Source organism: Azohydromonas caseinilytica, from assembly GCF_012927045.1.
GTDB lineage: Bacteria > Pseudomonadota > Gammaproteobacteria > Burkholderiales > Burkholderiaceae_C > Azohydromonas > Azohydromonas caseinilytica.
Window position 1 is genome coordinate 1 of the sequence record NZ_JABBFW010000005.1, and the last position, 22,498, is coordinate 22,498.

Below are 22,498 nucleotides of genomic sequence, written 5' to 3' on the forward strand. Positions count from 1 at the left end.
AGCGTCACGGGAGAGTGGTGCGCAAAGCGCTCCACCACAGCATCCACCACCGTCATCGCACACCTCCTGGAATCCGGTGTGTCAGAGGTGGCAGCGTGCTCGCTTCCCGCGCACCTTGAAAGAGGTGCCCCTGAAGGAGCGTCCTCCTGCGAGCTTTCCTGGGGAAACCCACACAGCCGGTGGTCTCCCGAGTCCCATCAAGAGATTGCGACGCCGGCGACGGCACTCCCGGGGCAACGCCCTCTCACCCGGGCCCGCGCTTGCGCTGCGCGGTGATCAGCGGGCAGGCCTCCGGTCCGAGGCAGCCCCTGCCTACGGCAGCCGCTCCAGCGCGCGCTGGTAGGCCGGGTGGTGCATCAGCTCGTCCCAGGGCAGCGGCGCGCCCTGCGGCAGCAGCGCCACGCGGCGCGCCTCGCTGTCGGGATCGAGCCGCCACTCGCCGCGCTCTAGGGCGGCCTGCAGGCCGTCCAGCAACTCATCGACCGCCGCGCCGCCGTCCAGCGACTGGTTGCACAGCAGCACCAGGTCGCAGCCGGCACCGAGCGCCGCCACGGCCGCGTAGTCGTAGCTCACCACCTCGCCGTCCAGGCGCCGCGCGCCTTCCATGCTCAGGTCGTCGCTGAACACGGCGCCGGTGAAGCCCAGGCGGCCGCGCAGGATGTCCTGCAGCCACTTGGCCGAAAAGCCGGCCGGGCGCGCATCCACCTTCGGGTAGATCACGTGCGCCGGCATCACCGAGGCCAGGCTGGTGGACAGCCACTCGTAGGGCTTGGCGTCGTCGGTGAGGATGGCCTTGAGCGAGCGGCGGTCCACCGGCACGTCCACGTGCGAGTCGGCCTTGGTGAAGCCGTGGCCGGGGAAGTGCTTGCCGCAGCTCTGCATGCCGGCCAGCAGCAGGCCGTGCATCAGGCTCTTGGCCAGCAGCGTGGCCACGCGCGCGTCGCGGTGGAAGGCGCGGTCGCCGATGATGGCGCTCTGGCCATGGTCCAGGTCCAGCACCGGCGTGAAGCTGAAGTCCACGCCGCAGGCGCGCAGCTCCGAGGCGAGCACGCAGCCGGCGGCGGTGGCGGCGTCGGTGGCCGCCATGGCGTCCTGCATCCACAGCTCGCCCAGCCGCGCCATCGGCGGCAGGTGGGTGAAGCCGTCGGTGCGGAAACGCTGCACCCGGCCGCCCTCGTGGTCCACGCAGATCAGCAGGTCCGGGCGCAGGCTCTTGATCTCGGCGGTGAGCTCGGTGAGCTGGCGGCGGCTCTCCCAGTTGCGGGCAAACAGGATCAGGCCGCCGGTGAGCGGATGCGAAATGCGGCGGCGGTCGGCGTCGTCCAGCGCCAGGCCGGCGATGTCGAGCACCACCGGGGCGTGCTGCGAAGAGGTCATTCGTTCTCCGAAGGGGGAAACTTCTCGACCACGACAAAACTCACGGCGTAGTCGGTCTCGTCGCTGAGGGTCACATGCGCCTGCCAGCCCTGGGCGTCGAACCAGGCCTGCAGCGCGCCGTGGAGCCGGATGTAGGGCTGGCCGCTGGGGTGATTGAGGATTTCGCAATCGCGCCAGCGCATGGGCATGTGCATGCCCAGGCCGATGGCCTTGGAGAAGGCCTCCTTGGCCGAGAAGCGGGTGGCGAGGTAGGCGATGCCGCGCGCCTCGGAGCGCGCGCGGCGGGCACTGAACACCTGCTGCTCGTTGGGGCCGAGCACGCGCAGCGGAAAGCGGTCGCTCTTGCGGCCCAGCGTGGCGGCGATGCGCCGCACGTCGCAGACGTCGGTGCCGATGCCGACGATCATCGGGCGGCGGCCTCCGGCGCGAAGGCGCGCTGGATGCAGCGCTGGTAGTCGCGCACGGTCTCGGTGTAGCCCAGCTCCAGCGCGTCGGCGATGAGCGCGTGGCCGATGGACACCTCCGCCACGCCCGGCACCTCGCGCAGGAAGCGGGTGAGGTTGTCGCGGTTGAGGTCGTGCCCGGCGTTGATGCCCAGGCCCGCGGCCAGCGCGGCCTCGGCGGCGCGCACGTACTGGGCCAGCACCGCGTCCTCGTCGGCGGTGCCGAAGGCGCGGGCGTAGGCCTCGGTGTAGAGCTCGACGCGGTCGGCGCCGGCCTGCGCGGCATGGGCCATGGCCTCGGGAATCGGGTCCATGAACAGGCTCACCCGCACGCCCAGCGCCTTGGTCTGCTGGATGACGGGCACCAGCCGCTCCAGGTCCGCCGGTAGGTTCCAGCCGTGGTCGGAGGTGAACTGCTCGACGTTGTCCGGCACGAAGGTCGCCTGGTGCGGACGCACGGCCTCGATGAAGCCGATCAGGTTGTGGAAGGGGTTGCCCTCGATGTTGTATTCGGCCTGCGGCCAGGCCTTCAAAAACTCTGCCAGCGCGTGCACGTCCTCGGCGCGGATGTGGCGCTCGTCGGGGCGGGGATGCACGGTGATGCCCTGCGCGCCGGCGTTCAACACCTGCTCCGCGGCGCGGATGACACTGGGAATGCCCAGGTGGCGGGTGTTGCGCAGCAGCGCGACCTTGTTGAGGTTGACCGACAGCGCGGTGCGCGCGTCGCGCGGCTGGGATTCGGGAGCCACCAGAGGATTCATCTCAGGGAGGGGAAGCGGGGACGTCGATCAGGCGCTGCAGGTCGCGCATCACCTCGCGGGTGCGCAGCAGCGGGGAGCCCAGATGATAGTGAAGCAGTGAGCGCAGCTGAGGGCGCAGCGTCTGCAGCGCCGCCAGGCAGGCCGCCTGCAGCGCGCCCAGGTTGCCGGCGTCCAGCGCCGCCTGCAGCGCTGCCCAGGCCTGGCCGGAGAGCGCGCTCTCGGCACCGGCGGCATCGACCAGGCCCGATTCGGCGCGCAGCGCGTAGCGGGCGCGCGGCTCGGTCGCCTCCAGCCGCAGCGTGACATGGGCCAGGTCCGGCAACAGCCCGGTGCTGCGCAGCAGCAGCAGCTCGAAGGCGCGCAGCGCCGCCTGCGCGCGCAGCTCATTGCCGCCGGCCAGGGCCGGCAGCGTGTCGGCGTAGGCGTCGAAGAGCGCGGGATGCGGGTCCTGGCGCGCGAGCAGCTTCATCAGCAGCTCGTTGAGGTAGAAGCCCGAGAACAGCGCCTCGCCGCTGAGCATGGGCGCGCCGCCGGCCCAGTCGGCGCCGCGCAGCAGCTGCACCTCGGCCTCGGCGCTGCGGCCCAGGTGCACGTTCAGGCGCTGGAAAGGCAGCAGCACCGGGCGCAGCTGCGAGTACGGGCGCTTGGCGCCCTTGGCCACCACGGCGACGCGGCCGTGCTCGCGGGTGAAGAGGTCCAGCACCAGGCTGGACTCGCTCCAGTCCCAGCGGTGCAGCACGTAGGCCGCCTGCGGCGGGGCCTTGCCCTTCACTCGTAGCCGTAGGAGCGCAGGTGCTCCTCGCTGTCGGCCCAGCCCGAGCGGACCTTGACCCACAGCTCCAGGAACACCTTGGCGTCCATGAGCCGCTCCAGCTCCTGGCGCGCCTCGCTGCCGATGCGCTTGAGCACCTCGCCCTTGTCGCCGATGACCATGCCCTTGTGGGCGTCGCGCTCGACGATGATGGTGGCGGCGATGCGGCGCAGGTTGCCTTCCTCCTGGAACTTGTCGATCACCACCGTGCAGCTGTAGGGCAGCTCGTCGCCGGTGAGGCGAAACAGCTTCTCGCGGATCAGCTCGCTGGCCAGGAAGCGGTCGCTGCGGTCGGTGAGCGCGTCTTCCTCGTAGAACCAGGGCTGCTCGGGCAGGTAGGGCTGCACGATGCCCAGCAGGCGCTTGACGTCGGCGTCCTTGCGCGCCGACAGCGGCACGAACTCGGCGAAGTTGCGCCGCTCCTGCATGGCCTTGAGCCAGGGCATGAGCTCGGCGCGGCGGTGCACGGCGTCGAGCTTGTTGGCGATGAGGATCACCGGCTTGTCCTCGGGCAGCAGCGCCAGCACCTTGGCGTCGTCCAGTCCGAAGCGGCCGGCCTCCACCACGAACAGCACCACGTCCACATCGCCGAGCACGCCCTGCACGGTACGGTTGAGGTTGCGGTTGAGCGCGGTGCTGTGCTTGGTCTGGAAGCCGGGCGTGTCCACGAACACGAACTGCGCGTCGCCCTCGGTGCGGATGCCGGTGATGCGGTGTCGCGTGGTCTGCGCCTTGCGCGAGGTGATGCTGACCTTCTGCCCCACCAGCGCATTGAGCAGCGTGCTCTTGCCCACGTTGGGCCGGCCGACGATGGCCACCAGGCCGCAGCGCTGGCCCGCGACGGCAGCGGGCTTGCCGAAGGCGGCGTCCAGGTCCACGCCCTCGCGCTCATCCTCCTCGTCGTCCTCGGCGCCGGTGTCGGCGCCCTCCTCCACGGCGCCGCTGGCGTCGGGATCGGCGGCCGGGTTGCCGGTGTCGGTGCCGGCGTCGTCCTGGGCACCGGTGTCGCTGCCCTCCTCCACGGCGCCGGAGGCGTCAGGATCGGCAGCGGGGTTTTGGGACTCAGGCGCGGCCGTCGGGGTGGCGGGCGCGGCGGGGGCCGACGCGGGGTCGGCAGGGGTGGAGGAGTCTGGTTTGGGATTCACGGTGAGATTCAGGAGCGCAGCGGGCCGCCGGGGCGGTCGCTGGACTTGAGGATGTCGAGCAGCCGGCGCGCGGCGTCCTGCTCGGCCATGCGGCGCGAGCGGCCCTCGCCCGGTTCGGCCAAGCCCAGCGCGGGCACGGCGCACTCGACTTCGAAGGTCTGGGCGTGGGCCTGGCCGCGCGTGGCGACGATGCGGTAGACGGGCACGGCCAGGCGGCGCGCCTGCAGCCATTCCTGGAGCTCGGTCTTGGGGTCCTTGCTCCAGCTGTCGATCTCGGTGGAGGCGATGACCTCGCCGAAGAGGCGGCGCACCAGCGCCTGTGCGGGCTCGAAGCCGCCGTCGAGGAAGGCGGCGCCCAGGATGGCTTCCAGCGCGTCGGCCAGGATGGAGGGACGCTGCGCGCCGCCGCCGCGGGACTCGCCGTCGGACAGGCGCAGCACCTCGGGCAAGCCCAGCTGCAGCGCCACGCGGTGCAGGCTGTCCTCGCGCACGAGATGGGCGCGCACGCGGGTGAGGTCGCCCTCGTCCGAGCCGCTGAAGCGCTCGTAGAGCATCGCGGAGATGGTGATGCTCAGGACGGCATCGCCCAGGAATTCGAGGCGCTCGTTGTGGTCGGCGCCGTAGCTGCGGTGCGTGAGCGCGCGCACGAGCAGCCGGGGCTGCGCGAAGCGGTAGCCCAGGCGTTGCTGCAGCGCGTCGAGTCGATGGTCCATGTCAGGATGTGCGGGCAAGTGGCGCGCCTTCAGCGAAGGCGGCCAGGGTGCTTGATGGGCGGGTATGCCGGGGCCATGAGCGCGATGCCTGCGTCGTCGGCCAAGCCGATGCCGAGCCCTTCGCCCTCATATCCCCTAGCAGGTCGGTTCCGCGCGGCGCGGAAAGTTCCAGCATTTCACACCGGCGCCTGAAGGTGGCGCGGATTTGGGCCGGGCTGCCGCCGGCGCTGGCCAGCTCCGCCCACGGCGAGAAGAACGGCGTGCGCCCGCGCCGGCGCACGCCCGGGATCGGCAAGGGATGCGCGCCGTCCTCGCCGCGCCCGGAAGGCCGCGGCGTGCCGGCGCGGGGCAGCGTCAGTGGAAGCTGCCGATGCGGCTGAGGTTGCCGAAATTCATCCACACGAAGAAGGCCTTGCCGACGATGTTCTGGTCCGGCACGAAACCCCAGTAGCGCGAGTCCTGCGAGTTGTCGCGGTTGTCGCCCATCACGAAGTAATGGCCCTCGGGCACCTTGCAGCTCACCCCTTCGGCGCTGTAGCGGCAGGCCGAGCTGTTGGGGAAGACATGGTTGCCGGGGATGAAGGACGGGCGGTCCTTGTCGATGAGAATGCGGTGCTCCACGGCCCCCAGCTTCTCGCTGAACTGCTGCGCGTAGCGCAGGCTGTCCTCATCGTAGAAATCGGGCAGCGGCGAGGTCGGCACGGGCTTGTTGTTGATGGTGAGCTGCTTGTTGAGGTAGCTCACCTCGTCGCCGGGCAGGCCCACCACGCGCTTGATGTAGTCCACGCGCGGATCGACGGGGTAGCGGAAGACGACGACGTCGCCGCGCTGGGGATCGTTGTTCTGGACGATCTTCTTGTTGATGACGGGCAGCCGGATGCCGTAGTGGAACTTGTTCACCAGGATCAGGTCGCCCACCAGCAGCGTCGGGATCATCGAGCCGGAGGGAATCTTGAAGGGCTCGAACAGGAAGCTGCGCAGCACGAACACCACGACGATCACGGGGAAAAGCCCGGCCGTCCAGTCCAGCCACCAAGGTTGCGCCAGCACCTTGCGCCGCGCCTCGGCGACATCGCCGTCCACCTTCTCGATGCCCATCTTGGCCAGCTCGGCGCGGCGCGAGGCGGCCTGCGCCTCCAGCTGCGCCGCGGCGGCCTCGCGCGCGGGGCGGAAGCGCAGCCGCTCGGCCAGCCAGTACACCATCGTCACCAGCGTGAGGATGAACAGCAGCAGGGCGAAATTGCCCATCCAGTAGCCCATGAACCAGCCGCCGAGATAGACGATCAGGGCCCCATACAGAACCGCGGTGAGAGAGCTCATTCGATGTATCAGTCGTCCACCTGGAGAATGGCCAGGAACGCCTCTTGCGGCACCTCGACGGTGCCGATCTGCTTCATGCGTTTCTTGCCGGCCTTCTGCTTCTCGAGCAGCTTGCGCTTGCGGGTGATGTCACCGCCGTAGCATTTTGCCAGCACGTTCTTGCGCAGCGCCTTGATGTTCTCGCGGGCGATGATGTTGGCGCCGATGGCGGCCTGGATCGCCACGTCGTACATCTGGCGCGGGATCTGCTCGCGCATCTTGGCCGCCACGGCCCGGCCGCGGTACTGCGACTGCGAGCGATGCACGATCATCGCCAGCGGGTCCACGCGGTCGCCGTTGATGAGGATGTCCACCTTCACCACGTCGGCGGCGCGGTACTCCTTGAACTCGTAGTCCATGGAGGCGTAGCCGCGCGAGACGGACTTCAGCTTGTCGAAGAAGTCCAGCACGATCTCCGCCAGCGGCAGCTCATAGGTGAGCATTACCTGGCGGCCGTGGTAGGCCATGTTCAGCTGCACGCCGCGCTTCTGGTTGGCCAGCGTCATCACCGGGCCGACATAGTCCTGCGGCATGTACAGGTGCACGGTGACGATGGGCTCGCGGATCTCGCGGATGCGGCCCAGGTCCGGCATCTTGCTGGGGTTCTCGACCTCGATCACCTCGCCGTCGTTGAGCTCGACCTCGTACACCACGCTCGGCGCGGTGGTGACCAGATCCTGGTCGAACTCGCGCTCCAGGCGCTCCTGCACGATCTCCATGTGCAGCAGGCCCAGGAAGCCGCAGCGGAAGCCGAAGCCCAGCGCCTGCGACACCTCGGGCTCGTAGCGCAGCGAGCTGTCGTTGAGCTTGAGCTTCTCCAGCGCATCGCGCAGCTGGTCGTACTCGCTGGCCTCGCTCGGGTACAGGCCCGCGAACACCTGCGGCTGGATCTCCTTGAAGCCCGGCAGCGCCTCGGTGGCCGGGCCGGCGTTGTTGGGGAGCTTCTTTTCCAGCGTGACGGTGTCGCCCACCTTGGCCGCGGCCAGCTCCTTGATGCCGCAGATCACAAAGCCCACCTCGCCGGCCCGCAGCACGTCGCGGTTCTCGCTCTTGGGCGTGAACACGCCCAGGTGCTCGATGCCGTAGACGGCGTTGGTGGCCATCATCCGGATGCGCTCGCCCTTGCCGATGCGGCCGTCGACCACGCGCACCAGCATCACCACGCCGACGTAGTTGTCGAACCAGGCGTCGATGATCATGGCGCGCGGCGGGCCGTCGGCGTCACCCTTGGGCGGCGGCATGCGCGTGACCACCGCCTCCAGGATCTCGTCGATGCCCAGGCCGGTCTTGGCCGAGCACGGAATGGCGTCGGCGGCGTCGATGCCGATGACGTCCTCGATCTCCTCCTTGGCGCGATCGGGGTCAGCCTGCGGCAGGTCCATCTTGTTGAGCACCGGCACCACCTCGACGCCCAGGTCCAGCGCCGTGTAGCAGTTGGCCACCGTCTGCGCCTCCACGCCCTGGGAGGCGTCCACCACCAGCAGCGCCCCCTCGCAGGCCGACAGCGAGCGGCTGACTTCGTAGGAGAAGTCCACGTGCCCCGGCGTGTCGATGAGGTTGAGGTTGTAGGTCTTGCCGTCGCGCGCCTTGTACTGCAGCGCCGCGGTCTGCGCCTTGATCGTGATGCCGCGCTCGCGCTCGATGTCCATCGAGTCGAGCACCTGGGCCTCCATCTCGCGATCGCTCAGGCCGCCGCAGCGCTGGATAAGGCGGTCGGCCAGCGTGCTCTTGCCGTGGTCGATGTGGGCAATGATGGAGAAATTGCGGATGTGGTCCATGCGAACGGAATGCGAAGGGCCGAAGCCATGGGCGGCGTCAAGCGCAAGCCGCGCACCCGGCGCGGAACTCTGCGGATCGGCCCGGCGACACGCTGCGACGGCAGCCTGTCGGGGTCAAAAAAAAGGCACGTCGAAACAGTGACGCGCCTTCCAACAAAACGTATGGCAACTGCTTGTTGGGCTTTCATTGTAGCCAAAAGCCCCCCGCCGACCAGCCATAAAAGGTCACGGCGGCGGGTTTTGCAACCGGCGCGCACGCCTGTTTTCAACAGTTTATCCACAAATTTGCGCTGCACCTCCGCGCTGCCGTAAAGCCCCTGGATATCCACAGCCCGCCTCGCCGGCGGCACAGGCTTCGTGAGCGCTCCTGCGGCTTGCGCGCTCCGGCAGCGGTGCCCAGGCGCCGCTGGACGACACTCCTGGCCGGCCCAGGGCTATTCCGCGACATGAAAAAACCCGGTGTCCCAGTAGGACGCCGGGTCTTGAGCACCGCGTGCTCAGCGGCCGCTGGGGCGGACGATCAGGTAGTTGGTCTGATCGCCGCGGCGCACCAGCAGCGTCAGCGGCTTGGACTTGTCGGCCTTCTCCACCAGACCGGTGAACTGGCGTGCGCTGGTGATCTCGGTGTTGTCCATGGCCAGGATCACGTCGCCCTCGCGCAGCCCCGCGCGCGCAGCCGCCCCTTCCACCGATTCCACCCGCACGCCGCCGCGGACCTTGAGCTCGCGCCGCTGCGCGTCGCCGAGGTCCGACACCGACAGGCCGATGGGCGAGGCCGCAGCGGCGCGCGGCGCGCTCTCGGCCTGCGCGGCGCGGCGCGGCTTCTCGGGCTCGATCTCGGCCACCGTCACCGCGAGGTCACGATAGTTGCCGCGGCGGAACACCTGCAGCGTGGTGCGCGTGCCGGGCTTGGTGCCGCCGATGACACGCGGCAGCTCGCCCGAGCGCTCCACCGGCTTGCCGTCCACCTTGGTGATGATGTCGCCCGGCTCGATGCCCGCCTTCTCCGCCGGGCCGCCCGCCTCCACGCCCTGCACCAGTGCGCCGATGGGCTTGCCCAGGCCGATGGACTCGGCCACCTCCTTGGTCACCGGTGCGATCTGCACGCCGATGCGCCCGCGCACCACCCGGCCGTTCGTGCGCAGCTGATCGGCCACGCGGATGGCCTCGTCGATCGGGATGGCGAAGGAAATGCCCATGAAGCCGCCGGAGCGGCTGTAGATCTGCGAGTTGATGCCCACCACCTCGCCGCGCATGTTCAGCAGCGGGCCGCCGGAATTGCCCGGGTTGATGGCCACGTCGGTCTGGATGAAGGGCAGGTAGTCGCCCGTGTCGCGCTGCTTGGCGCTGACGATGCCGGCGGTGACGGTGTTGTCCAGCCCGAAGGGCGAACCGATGGCCACCACCCACTCGCCCACGCGCAGCCGCCCGACGTCGCCGATGCGCACGAAGGGCAGCCCGGCGGCGTCGATCTTGACCACGGCTACGTCGGTACGGGTGTCGGCGCCCACGATGCGCGCCTTCAGCTCGCGCTTGTCGGTGAGGGTCACGATCACCTCGTCGGCGCCCTCCACCACATGCGCGTTGGTCATGACGTAGCCATCAGCGCTGAGGATGAAGCCCGAGCCCACGCCGCGCTGCTGCGGCTCGTCGCTGCCGCCGGGCGGCCCCCGGCGCGGATCGGGACGCCCGGGCAGCGGGATGCCGAAGCGGCGGAAGAACTCCTCCAGCCCCGGGTCCATCTCCGGCCCACCGCGCCCATTGCCGTTGCCGGCACGCGCGCGCTCCAGCGTGCGGATGTTCACCACCGCCGGCCCGACGCGCTCCACCAGATCCGTGAAATCGGGCAGCACCTGGGCCTGGGCCGGTGCCTGGGCCGGCCCCTGCCCCTGTGCCCGTGCCGGCGCGGCCAGCGCCGCACCCAGACTCAAGGCCGTCAGCGTGGCCAACGCTGCACGACGGGCCTGGCGGCCCCGCAATACGCCATCGACTCGCATGAGTTTCCCTTGTATGTAGAAATGGTTTTGCCTGGCTGGTGCGGGCTAGCGGCGTACCAGCCCCGCCGCGAACTTGTGCAGGGTGGCCGGCGGCACCTCGCCCACCACCGTGATCCACCACGCTCCCTGCCGCTGCATGAGCGTGTGCGTGGCGCCGATGGCGGTCTGCACCGGCTTCTGGTGCTCGCCGCCGCGGAAGGGCTCGATGAACAGCGATACATGGGTGAGCCCGTCGGCATAGACAGTCTGCAGCGTCTCACCGCTGCGCCCATCCTCCCCCTCGTCGAGCACGCGCTTGACGCAGCTGACCTGCTCGAAGCCCGGCACCTCCGGCGCCGCCCAGCCTTCGGCGTCGAGCCGGGTACGCACCAGCGTGGGGCGCAGCACGCGGTAGCCGTCGAGCTTGCGCATGGGGCGCAGCACGCTGTCAGGCTGGGGCCGCACGCCCAGCGTCAGCTCGCTGAAGGCCGCGCTCTCCAGCACGCGGCCATCCCCGGCGAGCAGGTCCACGCGCAGCAGCAGCGCACTGTGAGGCTCCATCCACAGGCGCTGGGCAAAGCGCAGCCCATCGCGCGGGTGCAGCAGGTAGACCTGCGCCTCGTGGCCGGCCACGCGGTCCGCGCCCTGCGGCCGCAGCTCGTAACGCTCGAACACATGCTCGTCGGGACGCGCCCGCATCAGCACCGGCATCGACGTGCTGGGATCGCGCTGCTCGATCACGGCCAGACGGCGTTCGGGCCACAGCGTCACCACCATGTCGTTGTGGCGAAACACGCGCCGCATCTGGCCGTCGAGCATCTCCATGCGCTCGTACTGGTGCCCGTTTTCGCCGTAATGCGCCACGCGCGAACTGGTCACCGTCCCGCCGATGCTGTTCACCAGCGTGCCCTGGAAATCGCGGTGCTGCGCCGCCTCGCGCAGGCGCAGCAGCCAGGCGGCCCCGTCTGACGGCGCCGCAATCAGCCCCGGTGTGACGAAGACGGCCAGCGCCGGCAACACCGCATGCACAAACCTGCGCCTGCGCATCGTTGCGGCCGGATCAGCGCTGGGCGGCCGCGCCGCGGGCCGCCACGGGCACGGCGGACATGGCAAAGCTGCTGCCCCATTCCTTGTGGGCCACGAGATAGCGGTCCAGCCGCGCGTCGCGCAGCAGCCGGTCATCGGCCTGGACCACCGGCACCGCCACCGGCGTGTTCACGCTGGCAGGCAACTGCGACTCCGACTGCGCCGGTTGCGCCACGGCCAGCATCTGGCCGGCCGGCTGCGGCTCAGGCGTGTGCACCCGTGTCAGCACCAGCATGCCGCCCACCGCCATGAAGCCTGCCGCGACGGCCGAAGCCGCCCAGGCGCGGCGCGGGATGCGGCGCCGCTCGGGCGCCTGCACCGGCGCGGGCGCCAGCAGCACCGGCTCCGCCGCCAGACGCTCGCGCAGCCGCTGCACGAAGGCCGCGTCATGGTCGGGCTGTTGCGCCAGGTCCTGCGAACGCATCACGTCGCCGATGAGGTGGTAGCTGTGCCAGGTGGCACGCAGCCGCGCATCGCTGCGGCAGGACTCGGCCAGCCTGGCCGCGGCGGCGGCGTCGAGTTCGCCGTCCATGAGCGCCGACAGCGCCTGCTCGGGTTGAGGGAAGTCGTGTCGGTCGTCGGGCATCTGGAACTCCATGCTTAGGCTCCGCTGCCCTACCAGCGCTCGTCGCCGCGCGTGCCCAGCAAGGGGCGCAAGCGCTGAGCAATGGCCTCGCGCGCGCGGAAAATGCGCGAACGCACGGTGCCGATGGGGCAGTTCATCACTTCGGCAATCTCTTCGTAACTCAGCCCCTCGATCTCGCGCAGCGTGATGGCCTGGCGCAAATCTTCCGACAGGGCATCGATCGCGGCATTGACCGTGGCGGCCACTTCCTTGCTGGCCAGCACCGCCTCCGGGGTCTCGCCGTCGCTTAGTTCGTTCTCGACGCGGGAAGTTTCCTCGCCGTCGTCCTGATGCATAAACGCGGCCTCGGGCACCAGCGGGTCGCGCTTGAGCTCCACCAGCGCCTTCTTGGCCGTGTTGACCGCGATGCGATAGAGCCAGGTGTAGAAGGCGCTTTCGCCGCGGAACTGCGGCAGCGCGCGGTAGGCGCGGATGAAGGTTTCCTGCGCGATGTCGGCCACCAGGTCGGTGTCGCGCACCATGCGGGCGATGAGCCGCTCCACGCGGCGCTGGTACTTGATCACCAGCAGCTCAAAGGCGCGCTGGTCGCCGCGCTTGACGCGCTCGATCAGCAGGGCATCGGCTTCGGCACTCATGGCGCTCTCAGCCGCGGCGCGGCACATCGGCGGCCGCGGCTCGGGTGGACGACACCGCGTGCAGCGCGCAGCGCAGCGCATGCCAGTGCGGACGATGGCGCGCTTGCGACAGCGCCAGCCAGCACGCGCGCGTGCCGGGCTGTGCAGCGGGCGCCGGCATGAAGCGCAGCAGCACCCAGGCGCCGAAGTCGATCATCAACTGCACCCGTCCGGCACGGGGCTGCGCGCCGCCCTGGCCCTGCAGCCACCACTGTGTCCCGTCCCAGGCCAGCGCGGCGGCGCCGTGGTCCGCCCCGCGCCACAGCAGCGCGGCCGTCACGCACGCGGCCACGGCACCGCCCGCCAGCGCCCCGCCGGGCGCCGGTTGCAGCCACAGCACCAGCCAGATCACGGGCGTGGCCGCCGCCGCGGCGCACAAAAGGCAAAGGCCGACACGCCAGGGCGTGTCGGCCTCCAGGGACAAGTGAACGGCCGGGGCCGTGTGCATTCCGCGGCAGCCGGGCTGCGCGCTCAGGCGCGACGGAACACCAACGTGCCGTTGGTGCCGCCGAAGCCGAAGTTGTTCTTCACCGCCACATCGATCCTCATCGGCCGCGCCTCATTGGCGCAGTAGTCCAGATCACACTCGGGATCCTGGTTGACGATGTTGATGGTGGGCGGCGACACCTGGTGATGCAGGGCCAGCACGGTGAACACCGACTCCACGCCGCCAGCGCCGCCGAGCAGGTGGCCCGTCATCGACTTGGTCGAGTTCACAACCAGCTTGCGGGCATGGTCGCCGAAAGCCAGCTTGATGGCGTTGGTCTCGTTCAGATCGCCCAGCGGGGTGGAGGTGCCGTGCGCGTTGAGGTACTGCACTTCCTCGGCGTTGACACCGGCATCGCGCAGCGCGGCCCGCATCGAGCGCTTGGGACCATCCACGTTGGGCGCGGTCATGTGGAAGGCGTCAGCTCCCATGCCGAAACCCGTGAGCTCGGCGTAAATCTTGGCACCGCGCTTCTTGGCGTGCTCGTATTCCTCGAGCACCAGCACGCCCGCCCCTTCGCCCAGCACGAAGCCGTCGCGGTCCTTGTCCCAGGGACGCGATGCCGCCTTCGGATCGTCATTGCGCGTGGACAGCGCGCGCGCCGCGGCAAAACCGCCCACGCCCAGGGGCGAAACGGTGCTCTCGGCGCCGCCGGCCACCATCACGTCGGCATTGCCATACTGGATGAGGCGCGCGGCCTCGCCGATGCAGTGCAGCCCGGTGGTGCACGCCGTGACGATGGCGAGGTTGGGTCCCGTGAAGCCGAAACGGATCGAGACATGGCCGGAGATCATGTTGATGATCGACGCCGGCACGAAAAACGGGGAGATGCGCCGCGCACCACGCTCACGGTAGTCCTGGTGCGTCTCCTCGATCATCGGCAGACCGCCGATGCCCGAGCCCACGATGACGCCGATGCGCTCGGCGCTTTCCTCGGTGAGTTCCTCACCGGTGGGCAGCCCGGCATCGCGCACCGCCTGAATCGACGCCGCCATCCCGTAATGGATGAAGGTGTCCATGTGGCGCGCTTCCTTGCCGGGGATGTAATCCTCCACATTGAAGCCGCGCACCTCGCCTGCGAAACGGCAGGACAGCGCCGACGCGTCGAACTTCGTGATGTGGTCGATACCCGAGCGGCCGGCCAACAGGTTGGCCCAGCCTTCGGCCACCGTGTTGCCGACCGGGCTGATCAGCCCCAGCCCGGTGATGACGACGCGACGACGAGTCATGCTCCGTTCAGCCCTTGTAGTTCTTGGCGGCGTAATCGATCGCCAGTTGCACCGTGGTGATCTTCTCGGCCTCTTCGTCAGGGATCTCGATGCCGAACTCGTCTTCCAGAGCCATCACCAGTTCCACCGTGTCGAGCGAGTCCGCGCCCAGATCGGCCACGAAAGCCTTCTCGTTGGTGACGTCGGCCTCGGGCACGCCGAGCTGCTCGGCGATGATTTTCTTGACACGTGCTTCGATATCGCTCATTGACTCCTCCAGGAGGGGATTGCTCAAACGGCCCGGATTCTACGCGTCCGAGGGGGTGATCCCCCTTGACGCCCCGGCGGGCCCACTCGGTGCTATTCAGTGCATGAACATGCCGCCGTTGACGTGCAGCTCGGTGCCGGTGATATAGCCCGCCTGCGGCGAGGCCAGGAAGCAGACGGCGTCCGCAATCTCTTGCGGCTGGCCCAGCCGGCCCAGCGGAATCTGCTGCAGCAGCGCGGCCTTTTGCGCCTCGGGCAGCACATCGGTCATGTCGGTGGCGATGAAACCCGGGGCCACGCAGTTCACGGTGACGCCGCGGCTGCCGAGCTCGCGCGCCAGCGCACGGGTCATGCCCGCCACGCCGGCCTTGGCTGCGGCGTAATTGGCCTGCCCCGCATTGCCGGATGCGCCGACCACCGAGGTGATATTGACGATGCGGCCGTAGCGCTGCTTCATCATCGGCCGCATGACGGCGCGGCTCAGACGGAACACCGCCTTGAGATTGGTGTCGAGCACCGCGTCCCAGTCGGCGTCCTTCATGCGCATGGCAAGTTGGTCGCGCGTGATGCCAGCGTTGTTGACCAGCACATGCAAGCCGCCCTGCGCCTTGACCAGGGTCTCGATGGCCGCGTCCACGCCGGCGGCATCGTTGACATCGAGCTTGAGCCCGCTGCAGCCGGGAAAGGCAGCCAGGGCCTGCGTGATCGACTCGGCGCCGTTGTCCGTCGTGGCCGTGCCGATGACCTTCATGCCGGCCTGGGCCAGCGCCAGGGCAATGGCGCGGCCGATACCGCGCGAGGCGCCCGTCACGAGCGCGACTTGTTCGTTCAGAGCAGGTGCGCTCATGCCAGGAACCCCTTCACTTCGGCCAGCGAGGCCGGATCGAACAGCGCCGCGCCCTGCAGCTCGGCATCAATGCGCTTGACCATGCCCGCCAGCACCTTGCCCGGGCCGCACTCGACCACATGCGTGATGCCACGGCCCTTGAGGGCCTGCACCAGTTCCACCCAGCGCACAGGACCGAAAGCTTGACGGTAGAGCGCGTCGCGGATGGCATCGGGTTCCACCGGCGTGGCCACGTCGATGTTGTTGACCACCGCAATGGCCGGCACGTCTACCGCCACCGTGGCCAGCTTCTCGCGCAGCCGCTCGGCCGCCGGCTTCATCAGGCTGGAGTGGAACGGGGCCGACACCGGCAGCGGCAGGGCGCGCTTGGCGCCTTTGGCCTTGAGCACTTCGCAGCCCTTTTCGACCCCGGCCTTGGTGCCGGCGATCACGGTCTGCTTGGGATCGTTGAAATTCACCGCTTCGACGACTTCGCCACTGGCCGCGGCGGCCTCGGCACAGCCTTCGCGCACGGCCTGCGCATCCAGCCCCAGGATGGCGGCCATGGCGCCCGTGCCCACGGGCACGGCCTCCTGCATGGCCTGTGCGCGCAGTCGCACCAGCGGCAGCGCGTCGGCCAGCGTCAACGCCCCCGCGGCCACCAGCGCCGTGTACTCGCCCAGCGAATGGCCCGCCAGCGCCTGCGGCTGCACACCGCCCTCGGCCAGCCAGGCCCGCCAGCAGGCGATGCCGGCGGTAAGCATGACGGGCTGGGTGTTGGTGGTGAGGTCAAGCGCCGCCTTGGGACCCTCGTGGATCAGGCGGGCGACATCCTCGCCCAGCGCCTGCGACGCCTCTTCAAGCGTGCTGCGCACGGCCGGATGGTCGCCCCAGGCGTCGAGCATGCCGACGGCCTGCGAGCCCTGGCCGGGGAAGACGAATGCGAACGAAGTCATCACTGAACGGAGTGAGTGCAAAAAACCTGGCGCAGGTCAGAAATCGACCAGCACCGCGCCCCAGGTGAAGCCGCCGCCCACGCCTTCGAGCATGAGCGTGTCACCGCGCCGGATGCGGCCGTCGCGCACGCCGGCGTCCAGTGCCAGAGGTACCGAGGCGGCGGAGGTGTTGCCATGCTGGTCCACCGTGACGATCACCTTGTCGGCCGGCAGCTTCAGCTTCTTGGCGGTGCTGTGCATGATGCGGATGTTGGCCTGATGCGGGATGAGCCAGTCGATGTCAGCCTCGGAGCGCCCGGCCTTGGCCAGCACGGAATGAGCCACCTCGGCCAGCACGCCCACCGCCAGCTTGAACACCGCCTGCCCGTCCATCTTGAGCAGCGGGCTGCCGGTCACCTGCCCGCCCGAGACCGTCCCTGGCGTGCACAGGATGTCGGCATATCGGCCGTCGGCATGCAGCTCGCTGGCCACGATGCCGGGGGTGTCGCTGGCTTCGAGCACCACGGCACCGGCGCCATCACCAAACAGCACGCAGGTGGTGCGGTCGTTGAAGTCGAGGATGCGCGAGAAGACTTCCGCGCCGATCACCAGCGCACGCGTGGCGCTACCGGCGCGAATCATGGCGTCGCCGATGGAGAGACCGTAGACGAAGCCCGAGCACACGGCCTGCACGTCGAAGGCAGCACCGCCGGGAATGCCGAGCTTGCGCTGCACCAGGCAGGCCACGGAGGGGAAGACCATGTCCGGCGTCGAGGTCGCAACGATCACCAGGTCGATCTGCGCGGGCTGCACGCCGGCAGCCTCCATCGCATGCCGCGCGGCCTGCACCGCGAGGTCACTGGCATTGACGCCCGGGTCCACGAAATGGCGCGCGCGAATGCCAGTGCGCTCGACGATCCATTCGTCAGAGGTCTCGATGCCCCGCTCGGCGAGCTGACGCACAAGGTCGTCGTTGCTGAGCCGCCGCGGCGGGAGTGCACTGCCGGTGCCGGCAATGCGGGAATAACGGGTAGCGTTGGAAGTCATGCAGCGTGAACCGCCGGCCCCGGCGTGGCCGAGGTTTGCAGCGTGCCAAGGATGCGGTGATGTACCCGGTCCAGCAGCCGGTTGCGGGCGGCATCATACGCGCGTGCCAGGGCCTGCTCGAAGGCGAACGCGTCAGCCGAGCCATGGCTCTTGAACACCAGACCGCGCAGCCCCAGCAGCGCTGCGCCGTTGTAGCGCCGGTGATCCACCCGCGCCTTGAAATGCTTGAGCACCGGCATCGCGGCCAACGCCGCCAGGCGCGAAAAAGCGTTGCGAGTGAACTCCTGCCGGATGAACTCCGCCAGCATAGCGGCCAGACCTTCCGAAGCCTTGAGCACGACGTTGCCCACGAAACCATCGCAGACAACGATGTCGGTAGTGCCTTTGAAAATGTCGTTGCCTTCCACGTTGCCGTGGAAATTGAGCTGGCCGGCCGCAGCGGCGGCGCGCAGCAGCTCGGCCGCCTGCTTGATGGTGTCGCTGCCCTTGATGGCTTCTTCGCCGATGTTGAGCAAGCCCACCGTCGGTTCTTCCTTGCCTTCAACCGCGGCCACCAATGCACTGCCCATGACGGCAAACTGCAGCAGGTGCTCAGCAGTGCAATCCACATTGGCACCCAGATCCAGCACCGTGGTGAAACCATCGCGGCGGTTGGGCATCACGGTGGCGATGGCGGGGCGGTCAATGCCCTGCAACGTCTTGAGCACGTAGCGCGCCACGGCCATGAGAGCGCCGGTATTGCCAGCCGAAACGCAGACATCTGCCCGCGTCTGCTCCCCAGCGGCCGCCTTGAGCAGCTCGATGGCCACCCGCATGGAAGAGTCCTTCTTGCGCCGCAGCGCCACTTCCACCGGGTCGTCCATGGCGACCACCTCGCTGGCCGTCACAAGCGTGCAGCGCTCCCAGCCCCGCGCGGCGGCCAGCGCCTCCTCGGTGCCCACGAGCAGCAGTTCGGCCTGGGGATGTCTGCGCAGGAACGCTTGGCAGGCCGGCAGCGTGACGGCAGGCCCATGGTCGCCGCCCATGCAATCGACGGCCAAGCGCACCCGGGAGAGTGCAGCGGGAGACGATGGGGACACGTGAGGATCCAGAAACGGCGCCTATGTGCTGAAAATCAGCACCTGCCTTACGGCAAGCGAAATGCCGGCAGGCACACGAATGCCCGGCGGCACTGCACGCACCAGCCGGGCAAACAGCATGCGAGCCCATCACGAATGGCCGGCAGGGCCGGCCGCTAGCTCACGCGTCAGACTTGGTGGCGAGCACCTTGCGCCCACGATAAAAACCGTTGGGGCTGATGTGGTGACGCAGATGCACTTCACCGGTGGTCGGCTCAACCGCGGTACCCGGCTGGGCCAGGGCATTGTGCGAGCGGTGCATACCACGCTTGGAAGGGGACTTCTTGTTTTGTTGAACGGCCATGTTGAATTCTCCTGCGCTCTTGCCGAGCAGAACCTGCGCCGGCCGGAAGCACCGGACCCGAGTGCAGAGACAGCCCCACGCAGGATGCACCGGCCAGACGCCCTCCCCTCAGGGGAAAGACCTTCTTTTACCGACTTCCTACCTTCCGATTTGCGCCACCCAACCACCGGGCAGCGCCATGGGGCGCCATTGAACGAAGCCTACGAGTATAACAGCTACCGACCCAAGCCTCAAACCCAGGCTTTGCCAACAATCAAGCTCAAGCGTCATTGCCGCCTTGACCATCGGGGCGACGCCGCAAACGCGCCAACGCCGCAAAGGGGTTTTCGCGCACAGGCGCTTCGTCATCATCGGGTTCGCCAAGCACCGTTAGCGGCTGCGGACATTGCTCGTGACGCGGCACCAGAGGCAACGCCAGCAGCAGCTCGTCCTCCACCAGTGCTTGCAGGTTGAAAGAACGCTCCAAGGCCAGCACGTCTTCCTCGCTTTCGGCGTCCAGCCGAGCCGCCTCTTCCTCCCCGCGCACGAAACGCAGACTGCGCTGCAGCAGCAGCGGCAGCGGCACAGGTTTCAGGCAGCGCTGGCATTCGCGCCACACCTGCGTGTGCGCCTCCAGGTGCAGCCAGCGCTCAGGCTCCAGTGCCTTGGGCCGGCGCAGCTCTCCGCTGGCGGACCACTCCACGTCGGCGCCGGGCGGCGGCGCCTCGGCAGGCCAGCCGTCGAGCAGCCGCTCAAACTGCGTCAACGGCCAGCGCCCCTGCAGCTCGGCGCCATCAGCGGCGAAGCTCTCGATATCCAAACGCAAAGGATCGTGCGGGCGGGCTTTCATCGGGGGCAGTTTAAAGGGCCCCAGCGAGCCTTCTGTGCCGGGCGGGACAATGTCATTGATGAAGCCTTTACTGATCCTTGCCTCCACGTCGCGCTATCGACGCGAATTGCTGGAGCGGCTGCGCCTGCCTTTTGCAGTGCAAGCACCGCAAACCGACGAAACGCCGCGTCCCGGCGAAGCACCGGCCGCGCTGGCGCTGCGCTTGGCGCTGGCCAAGGCGCAGGCCGTGGCAACCCGGCATCCCGACGCGGTGGTGATCGGTTCGGATCAAGTGGCAGACCTGAATGGCGAGCCCATCGGCAAGCCCGGCGACTTCGACCGGGCCGCGCAGCAGTTGCACCGCATGAGTGGTCAGCAGGTGGTGTTCCAGACGGCCGTGGCGGTGGTACGGCGCGACTGCGGTTTCGAGCGAGCCCTGCTGGCACCGGTCACGGTGACATTCCGCTCGCTGTCGGAGGCGGAGATCAAGCACTACCTGGCACTGGACCAACCCTTTGACTGCGCGGGCAGCGCCAAGAGCGAAAGCCTCGGTGTAGCCCTACTGGAACGCATAGACTCGGACGACCCTACCGCGCTGGTGGGCCTGCCGCTGATACGCACCTGCCAGCTCCTGCGCGCAGCCGGCATCGACCCACTGTCTCCTCCCTGAGCCACCGGCCCCAACCAGGCCGCTCCCCGAGAGACCCGCATGCCTCACCGCCCACTTCTTCGCCCACTGCGCCACGCCGCGCCAGCGCTGGCCTGCATCGCAGCACTGCCGGCCCATGCCGGCCCATCGTTGAGCCAGGCACTGGCACGCCACCAGCAGCTCATCGAGAGCGACGCCAGCCCGCAGGGCAGCCTGCCCCAGTCGCTGCCCGCTCCCCCGGATGGGCTGGTGCTGGCTGCAGGCAGCGAGCTCGACACGCTGCCGCAGCTGGTGGCCTCGCCTGTGGGCTCGGGCGGCAATGGAGTGCGCCTGCTGCACACCCTTTACGAGGCCGAAAGTGGACCGGTGCTGCGCTTAGGCGTGCTCGGCGACTCGGAGGCGCAACGCCACTGGACGCTCGAAAGCACGGAGCTGGCCGCGCCGCTCGGACCAGGCCAGATCTACGCCTCCGTACAGCGCCGGCATTGGGGCCCTGCCTGGAGCGGCAGCCTGATCCTGGATGCCGCCGCACCGGCAGTGCCTGCGGTAGGGTGGCGCAAGACCTCCTCCTCCGCCTTTGAGCACCCCTGGCTGGCTTGGCTAGGACCCTGGAACGCGGACTTCTTCATCGGCCGGCTGAGCGGGCACGCTGAGCCCGCACACCCCAACCTGGTCGGCATGCGAGTAGAGATCCAGCCCCTGCCGCCACTTCAGCTCGGCCTATCGCGCACGCTGCAGTGGGGCGGACACGGGCGCGATCAGAGCTTGAGCTCCCTCTGGAGGGGGCTGATCGGAAAAGACAACGAAGGCAGCAGCGAGGAGCCCGGCAACCAGCTCGCCGGCATCGATGCGCGCTGGCATTGGTCGCCGACCGAAAGGCAAAGCATGGCCCTGTATGGCCAACTCACGGGGGAAGACGAAGCCGGATATCGGCCGGCCAAGAACATGAAGCTCGGCGGCCTGGAATGGTCCATGAGGCACAACGGCGGCAGCCTGCGGCTGTTCGCGGAGCGGGCCCATGTCGTCGCCGGCCCGCCCGGCACGGCCTACCGCCACCATATCTACCGCCAGGGCTACACGCAGAACGGGTTGCCACTGGGTTATCCGAGCGGCGGCGACACCAAGCTCACCAGCTTGGGCGCGCTGCTGGACGGTGGAGCTCTCAAAGGCGAATTGATCGCTTACAGAGGCCGCGCACTGAACACGGCACAACGGCTGGCCGCCGGTTCCCTCAGCGGCCTGAACGCCGCCATGGCCTGGAGCCCAAGCAATCAATGGGCACTGGGCCTGTCACTGTGGAGCGGCCGTGACGGCAATGGACGCGACACGGCCGCGCAACTGTGGTGGCAGCAGACATGGCACTGAAAGGTCGATTGCTGCTGGTGCCTTGCCCTCTGGACTTCGGCAGCGGCGAGTCCGTGCCCGACATCCAGCGAGTGCTGCCGCACGGGGCCCTGGAAGCCGCCGCGGGGCTACAGCATTGGGTGGTGGAAAATGCCCGCACGGCACGCGCTGTGCTTAAGCGCGTGGGCGCCGTGGTGCCTCTGGCAGCGCCGCTGCAGCAGCTGCACATCGTCGAGCTACCGCGCCCGCCCAAGGGGCGCTCGGCGCAGCAGGCACCCGATCTGCGCCCGCTGCTGCAGCCCGCGCTGCAGGGGCACGACATTGGCCTGATGTCAGAGGCCGGCATGCCTGCGGTGGCCGATCCCGGCGCGGCGCTGGTCGCCGCAGCCCACGGACTGGGCATCCCGGTCAGGCCACTGCCCGGCCCGAGCGCATTGCTCCTGGCCTTGGCGGCCAGCGGGCTCAATGGTCAGCGCTTTGCCTTCAACGGCTACCTGCCAGTAGATGGTGCCGAGCGCGCCACGCGCATTCGCGAGCTGGAGGCGCTGTCGCGCCGCGCCGCGCAGGCGCAGCTGCTGATCGAGACACCTTATCGCAACGAGGCGATGCTCTCGGCGCTGCTGGCGACGCTGCAGCCAACCACGCAACTGTCAGTGAGTTGCGGCCTGACGCTGGAGACGGAATGGACACGCAGCGACGCCGTCGCGCGCTGGCGTGCACAACCGCGCACACTGCCGTCCGACGTGCCGGCGGTATTCGTGTTCCAGGCCTGAACACTCGAGTGCACCCGGCAACG

At 68.9% G+C, this 22,498-nt stretch carries 24 protein-coding genes; 3 read left to right on the forward strand and 21 right to left on the reverse strand.

The genetic code is table 11. The features are described 5' to 3' along the window. Nucleotides 1–312 precede the first annotated feature (312 nt). The 21 genes from nagZ to HHL10_RS08750 all read right to left on the reverse strand — a co-directional run bounded on the left by nagZ (nt 313) and on the right by HHL10_RS08750 (nt 19,817). Nucleotides 313–1,377, reverse strand: coding sequence for a beta-N-acetylhexosaminidase (nagZ, locus tag HHL10_RS08650; RefSeq protein ID WP_169159963.1), 1,065 nt, complete (start codon nt 1,375–1,377; stop codon nt 313–315). Beyond that, entirely contained in the window at nt 1,374–1,784 is a 411-nt protein-coding gene (gene acpS / locus HHL10_RS08655; RefSeq protein ID WP_169159964.1) for a holo-ACP synthase, read from the reverse strand. The genes nagZ and acpS overlap by 4 nt, the downstream gene beginning before the upstream one ends. Next, nucleotides 1,781–2,581: a pyridoxine 5'-phosphate synthase gene (locus tag HHL10_RS08660; protein WP_169159965.1), complete on the reverse strand. Its 801-nt coding sequence runs from the start codon at nt 2,579–2,581 to the stop codon at nt 1,781–1,783. The genes acpS and HHL10_RS08660 overlap by 4 nt, the downstream gene beginning before the upstream one ends. A gap of 1 nt (nt 2,582) precedes the next feature. After that, nucleotides 2,583–3,353, reverse strand: a complete 771-nt coding sequence (recO, locus tag HHL10_RS08665; protein ID WP_169159966.1) for a DNA repair protein RecO — start codon at nt 3,351–3,353, stop codon at nt 2,583–2,585. After that, the gene (era, locus tag HHL10_RS08670) at nt 3,350–4,270 is read right to left on the reverse strand and encodes a GTPase Era (protein WP_310734567.1); all 921 of its coding nucleotides are present in this window, start codon (nt 4,268–4,270) and stop codon (nt 3,350–3,352) included. Before era ends, recO begins: the two co-directional genes overlap by 4 nt. Nucleotides 4,271–4,545: 275 nt before the next feature. Then, complete coding sequence (gene rnc / locus HHL10_RS08675) at nt 4,546–5,250, reverse strand: ribonuclease III (RefSeq protein ID WP_169159967.1); 705 nt, start codon at nt 5,248–5,250, stop codon at nt 4,546–4,548. A 354-nt stretch (nt 5,251–5,604) separates the two neighbouring features. Continuing rightward, complete coding sequence (gene lepB / locus HHL10_RS08680; protein ID WP_169159968.1) at nt 5,605–6,570, reverse strand: signal peptidase I; 966 nt, start codon at nt 6,568–6,570, stop codon at nt 5,605–5,607. A gap of 8 nt (nt 6,571–6,578) precedes the next feature. Further along, nucleotides 6,579–8,387 (reverse strand): translation elongation factor 4, encoded by a 1,809-nt coding sequence (lepA, locus tag HHL10_RS08685; RefSeq protein WP_169159969.1) that lies wholly within the window; start codon nt 8,385–8,387, stop codon nt 6,579–6,581. Nucleotides 8,388–8,884: 497 nt separating this feature from the next. Continuing rightward, entirely contained in the window at nt 8,885–10,384 is a 1,500-nt protein-coding gene (locus tag HHL10_RS08690; protein ID WP_169159970.1) for a DegQ family serine endoprotease, read from the reverse strand. A gap of 45 nt (nt 10,385–10,429) precedes the next feature. Next, entirely contained in the window at nt 10,430–11,392 is a 963-nt protein-coding gene (locus HHL10_RS08695) for a MucB/RseB family sigma factor regulatory protein (RefSeq protein ID WP_169159971.1), read from the reverse strand. Nucleotides 11,393–11,423: 31 nt separating this feature from the next. Then, the gene (locus HHL10_RS08700) at nt 11,424–12,035 is read right to left on the reverse strand and encodes a sigma-E factor negative regulatory protein (protein WP_169159972.1); all 612 of its coding nucleotides are present in this window, start codon (nt 12,033–12,035) and stop codon (nt 11,424–11,426) included. Nucleotides 12,036–12,064: 29 nt separating this feature from the next. Beyond that, nucleotides 12,065–12,670: an RNA polymerase sigma factor RpoE gene (rpoE, locus tag HHL10_RS08705; RefSeq protein WP_169159973.1), complete on the reverse strand. Its 606-nt coding sequence runs from the start codon at nt 12,668–12,670 to the stop codon at nt 12,065–12,067. A gap of 7 nt (nt 12,671–12,677) precedes the next feature. Next, nucleotides 12,678–13,157 (reverse strand): hypothetical protein, encoded by a 480-nt coding sequence (locus HHL10_RS08710; protein ID WP_169159974.1) that lies wholly within the window; start codon nt 13,155–13,157, stop codon nt 12,678–12,680. 23 nt (nt 13,158–13,180) lie between these two features. Further along, nucleotides 13,181–14,425: a beta-ketoacyl-ACP synthase II gene (gene fabF, locus HHL10_RS08715; RefSeq protein ID WP_169159975.1), complete on the reverse strand. Its 1,245-nt coding sequence runs from the start codon at nt 14,423–14,425 to the stop codon at nt 13,181–13,183. A gap of 7 nt (nt 14,426–14,432) precedes the next feature. Beyond that, nucleotides 14,433–14,672 (reverse strand): acyl carrier protein, encoded by a 240-nt coding sequence (gene acpP, locus HHL10_RS08720; RefSeq protein WP_169159976.1) that lies wholly within the window; start codon nt 14,670–14,672, stop codon nt 14,433–14,435. A gap of 96 nt (nt 14,673–14,768) precedes the next feature. Beyond that, nucleotides 14,769–15,518 carry a 3-oxoacyl-ACP reductase FabG gene (gene fabG / locus HHL10_RS08725; RefSeq protein WP_169159977.1) on the reverse strand — a complete coding sequence of 250 codons (750 nt, stop codon included), beginning with the start codon at nt 15,516–15,518 and terminating at the stop codon, nt 14,769–14,771. Beyond that, nucleotides 15,515–16,453, reverse strand: coding sequence for an ACP S-malonyltransferase (fabD, locus tag HHL10_RS08730; protein ID WP_169159978.1), 939 nt, complete (start codon nt 16,451–16,453; stop codon nt 15,515–15,517). Before fabD ends, fabG begins: the two co-directional genes overlap by 4 nt. 36 nt (nt 16,454–16,489) lie before the next feature. Continuing rightward, nucleotides 16,490–17,479, reverse strand: coding sequence for a beta-ketoacyl-ACP synthase III (locus tag HHL10_RS08735; RefSeq protein ID WP_169159979.1), 990 nt, complete (start codon nt 17,477–17,479; stop codon nt 16,490–16,492). Beyond that, nucleotides 17,476–18,525, reverse strand: coding sequence for a phosphate acyltransferase PlsX (gene plsX, locus HHL10_RS08740; protein WP_310734568.1), 1,050 nt, complete (start codon nt 18,523–18,525; stop codon nt 17,476–17,478). Before plsX ends, HHL10_RS08735 begins: the two co-directional genes overlap by 4 nt. A gap of 193 nt (nt 18,526–18,718) precedes the next feature. Further along, nucleotides 18,719–18,901 carry a 50S ribosomal protein L32 gene (rpmF, locus tag HHL10_RS08745; protein ID WP_169159980.1) on the reverse strand — a complete coding sequence of 61 codons (183 nt, stop codon included), beginning with the start codon at nt 18,899–18,901 and terminating at the stop codon, nt 18,719–18,721. 259 nt (nt 18,902–19,160) lie between these two features. Then, the gene (locus HHL10_RS08750) at nt 19,161–19,817 is read right to left on the reverse strand and encodes a YceD family protein (protein WP_310734559.1); all 657 of its coding nucleotides are present in this window, start codon (nt 19,815–19,817) and stop codon (nt 19,161–19,163) included. On the opposite strand from HHL10_RS08750, the gene HHL10_RS08755 reads away from it, so the two are divergent. The 3 genes from HHL10_RS08755 (at nt 19,780) to HHL10_RS08765 (ending at nt 22,475) form a co-directional block, all read left to right on the forward strand. Beyond that, entirely contained in the window at nt 19,780–20,379 is a 600-nt protein-coding gene (locus HHL10_RS08755) for a Maf family nucleotide pyrophosphatase (protein ID WP_169159981.1), read from the forward strand. The two genes, HHL10_RS08750 and HHL10_RS08755, sit on opposite strands and share 38 nt — an antisense overlap. Nucleotides 20,380–20,508: 129 nt before the next feature. Next, nucleotides 20,509–21,723 carry a capsule assembly Wzi family protein gene (locus HHL10_RS08760; protein WP_169159982.1) on the forward strand — a complete coding sequence of 405 codons (1,215 nt, stop codon included), beginning with the start codon at nt 20,509–20,511 and terminating at the stop codon, nt 21,721–21,723. Next, a complete protein-coding gene (locus HHL10_RS08765; RefSeq protein ID WP_169159983.1) occupies nt 21,714–22,475 on the forward strand; it encodes an SAM-dependent methyltransferase in 762 nt (253 codons plus the stop codon). Before HHL10_RS08760 ends, HHL10_RS08765 begins: the two co-directional genes overlap by 10 nt. Nucleotides 22,476–22,498: the final 23 nt, after the last annotated feature.

What these genes read in the sequence shown, in the direction of transcription:
- nagZ (WP_169159963.1), bottom strand. Translation starts at nt 1,377, where the DNA reads ATGACCTCTTCGCAGCACGCCCCGGTGGTGCTCGACATCGCCGGCCTG.
- acpS (WP_169159964.1), bottom strand. Translation starts at nt 1,784, where the DNA reads ATGATCGTCGGCATCGGCACCGACGTCTGCGACGTGCGGCGCATCGCC.
- HHL10_RS08660 (WP_169159965.1), bottom strand. Translation starts at nt 2,581, where the DNA reads ATGAATCCTCTGGTGGCTCCCGAATCCCAGCCGCGCGACGCGCGCACC.
- rnc (WP_169159967.1), bottom strand. Translation starts at nt 5,250, where the DNA reads ATGGACCATCGACTCGACGCGCTGCAGCAACGCCTGGGCTACCGCTTC.
- lepB (WP_169159968.1), bottom strand. Translation starts at nt 6,570, where the DNA reads ATGAGCTCTCTCACCGCGGTTCTGTATGGGGCCCTGATCGTCTATCTC.
- lepA (WP_169159969.1), bottom strand. Translation starts at nt 8,387, where the DNA reads ATGGACCACATCCGCAATTTCTCCATCATTGCCCACATCGACCACGGC.
- HHL10_RS08690 (WP_169159970.1), bottom strand. Translation starts at nt 10,384, where the DNA reads ATGCGAGTCGATGGCGTATTGCGGGGCCGCCAGGCCCGTCGTGCAGCG.
- HHL10_RS08700 (WP_169159972.1), bottom strand. Translation starts at nt 12,035, where the DNA reads ATGCCCGACGACCGACACGACTTCCCTCAACCCGAGCAGGCGCTGTCG.
- rpoE (WP_169159973.1), bottom strand. Translation starts at nt 12,670, where the DNA reads ATGAGTGCCGAAGCCGATGCCCTGCTGATCGAGCGCGTCAAGCGCGGC.
- HHL10_RS08710 (WP_169159974.1), bottom strand. Translation starts at nt 13,157, where the DNA reads ATGCACACGGCCCCGGCCGTTCACTTGTCCCTGGAGGCCGACACGCCC.
- fabF (WP_169159975.1), bottom strand. Translation starts at nt 14,425, where the DNA reads ATGACTCGTCGTCGCGTCGTCATCACCGGGCTGGGGCTGATCAGCCCG.
- acpP (WP_169159976.1), bottom strand. Translation starts at nt 14,672, where the DNA reads ATGAGCGATATCGAAGCACGTGTCAAGAAAATCATCGCCGAGCAGCTC.
- fabG (WP_169159977.1), bottom strand. Translation starts at nt 15,518, where the DNA reads ATGAGCGCACCTGCTCTGAACGAACAAGTCGCGCTCGTGACGGGCGCC.
- fabD (WP_169159978.1), bottom strand. Translation starts at nt 16,453, where the DNA reads ATGACTTCGTTCGCATTCGTCTTCCCCGGCCAGGGCTCGCAGGCCGTC.
- HHL10_RS08735 (WP_169159979.1), bottom strand. Translation starts at nt 17,479, where the DNA reads ATGACTTCCAACGCTACCCGTTATTCCCGCATTGCCGGCACCGGCAGT.
- rpmF (WP_169159980.1), bottom strand. Translation starts at nt 18,901, where the DNA reads ATGGCCGTTCAACAAAACAAGAAGTCCCCTTCCAAGCGTGGTATGCAC.
- HHL10_RS08755 (WP_169159981.1), top strand. Translation starts at nt 19,780, where the DNA reads ATGTCATTGATGAAGCCTTTACTGATCCTTGCCTCCACGTCGCGCTAT.
- HHL10_RS08765 (WP_169159983.1), top strand. Translation starts at nt 21,714, where the DNA reads ATGGCACTGAAAGGTCGATTGCTGCTGGTGCCTTGCCCTCTGGACTTC.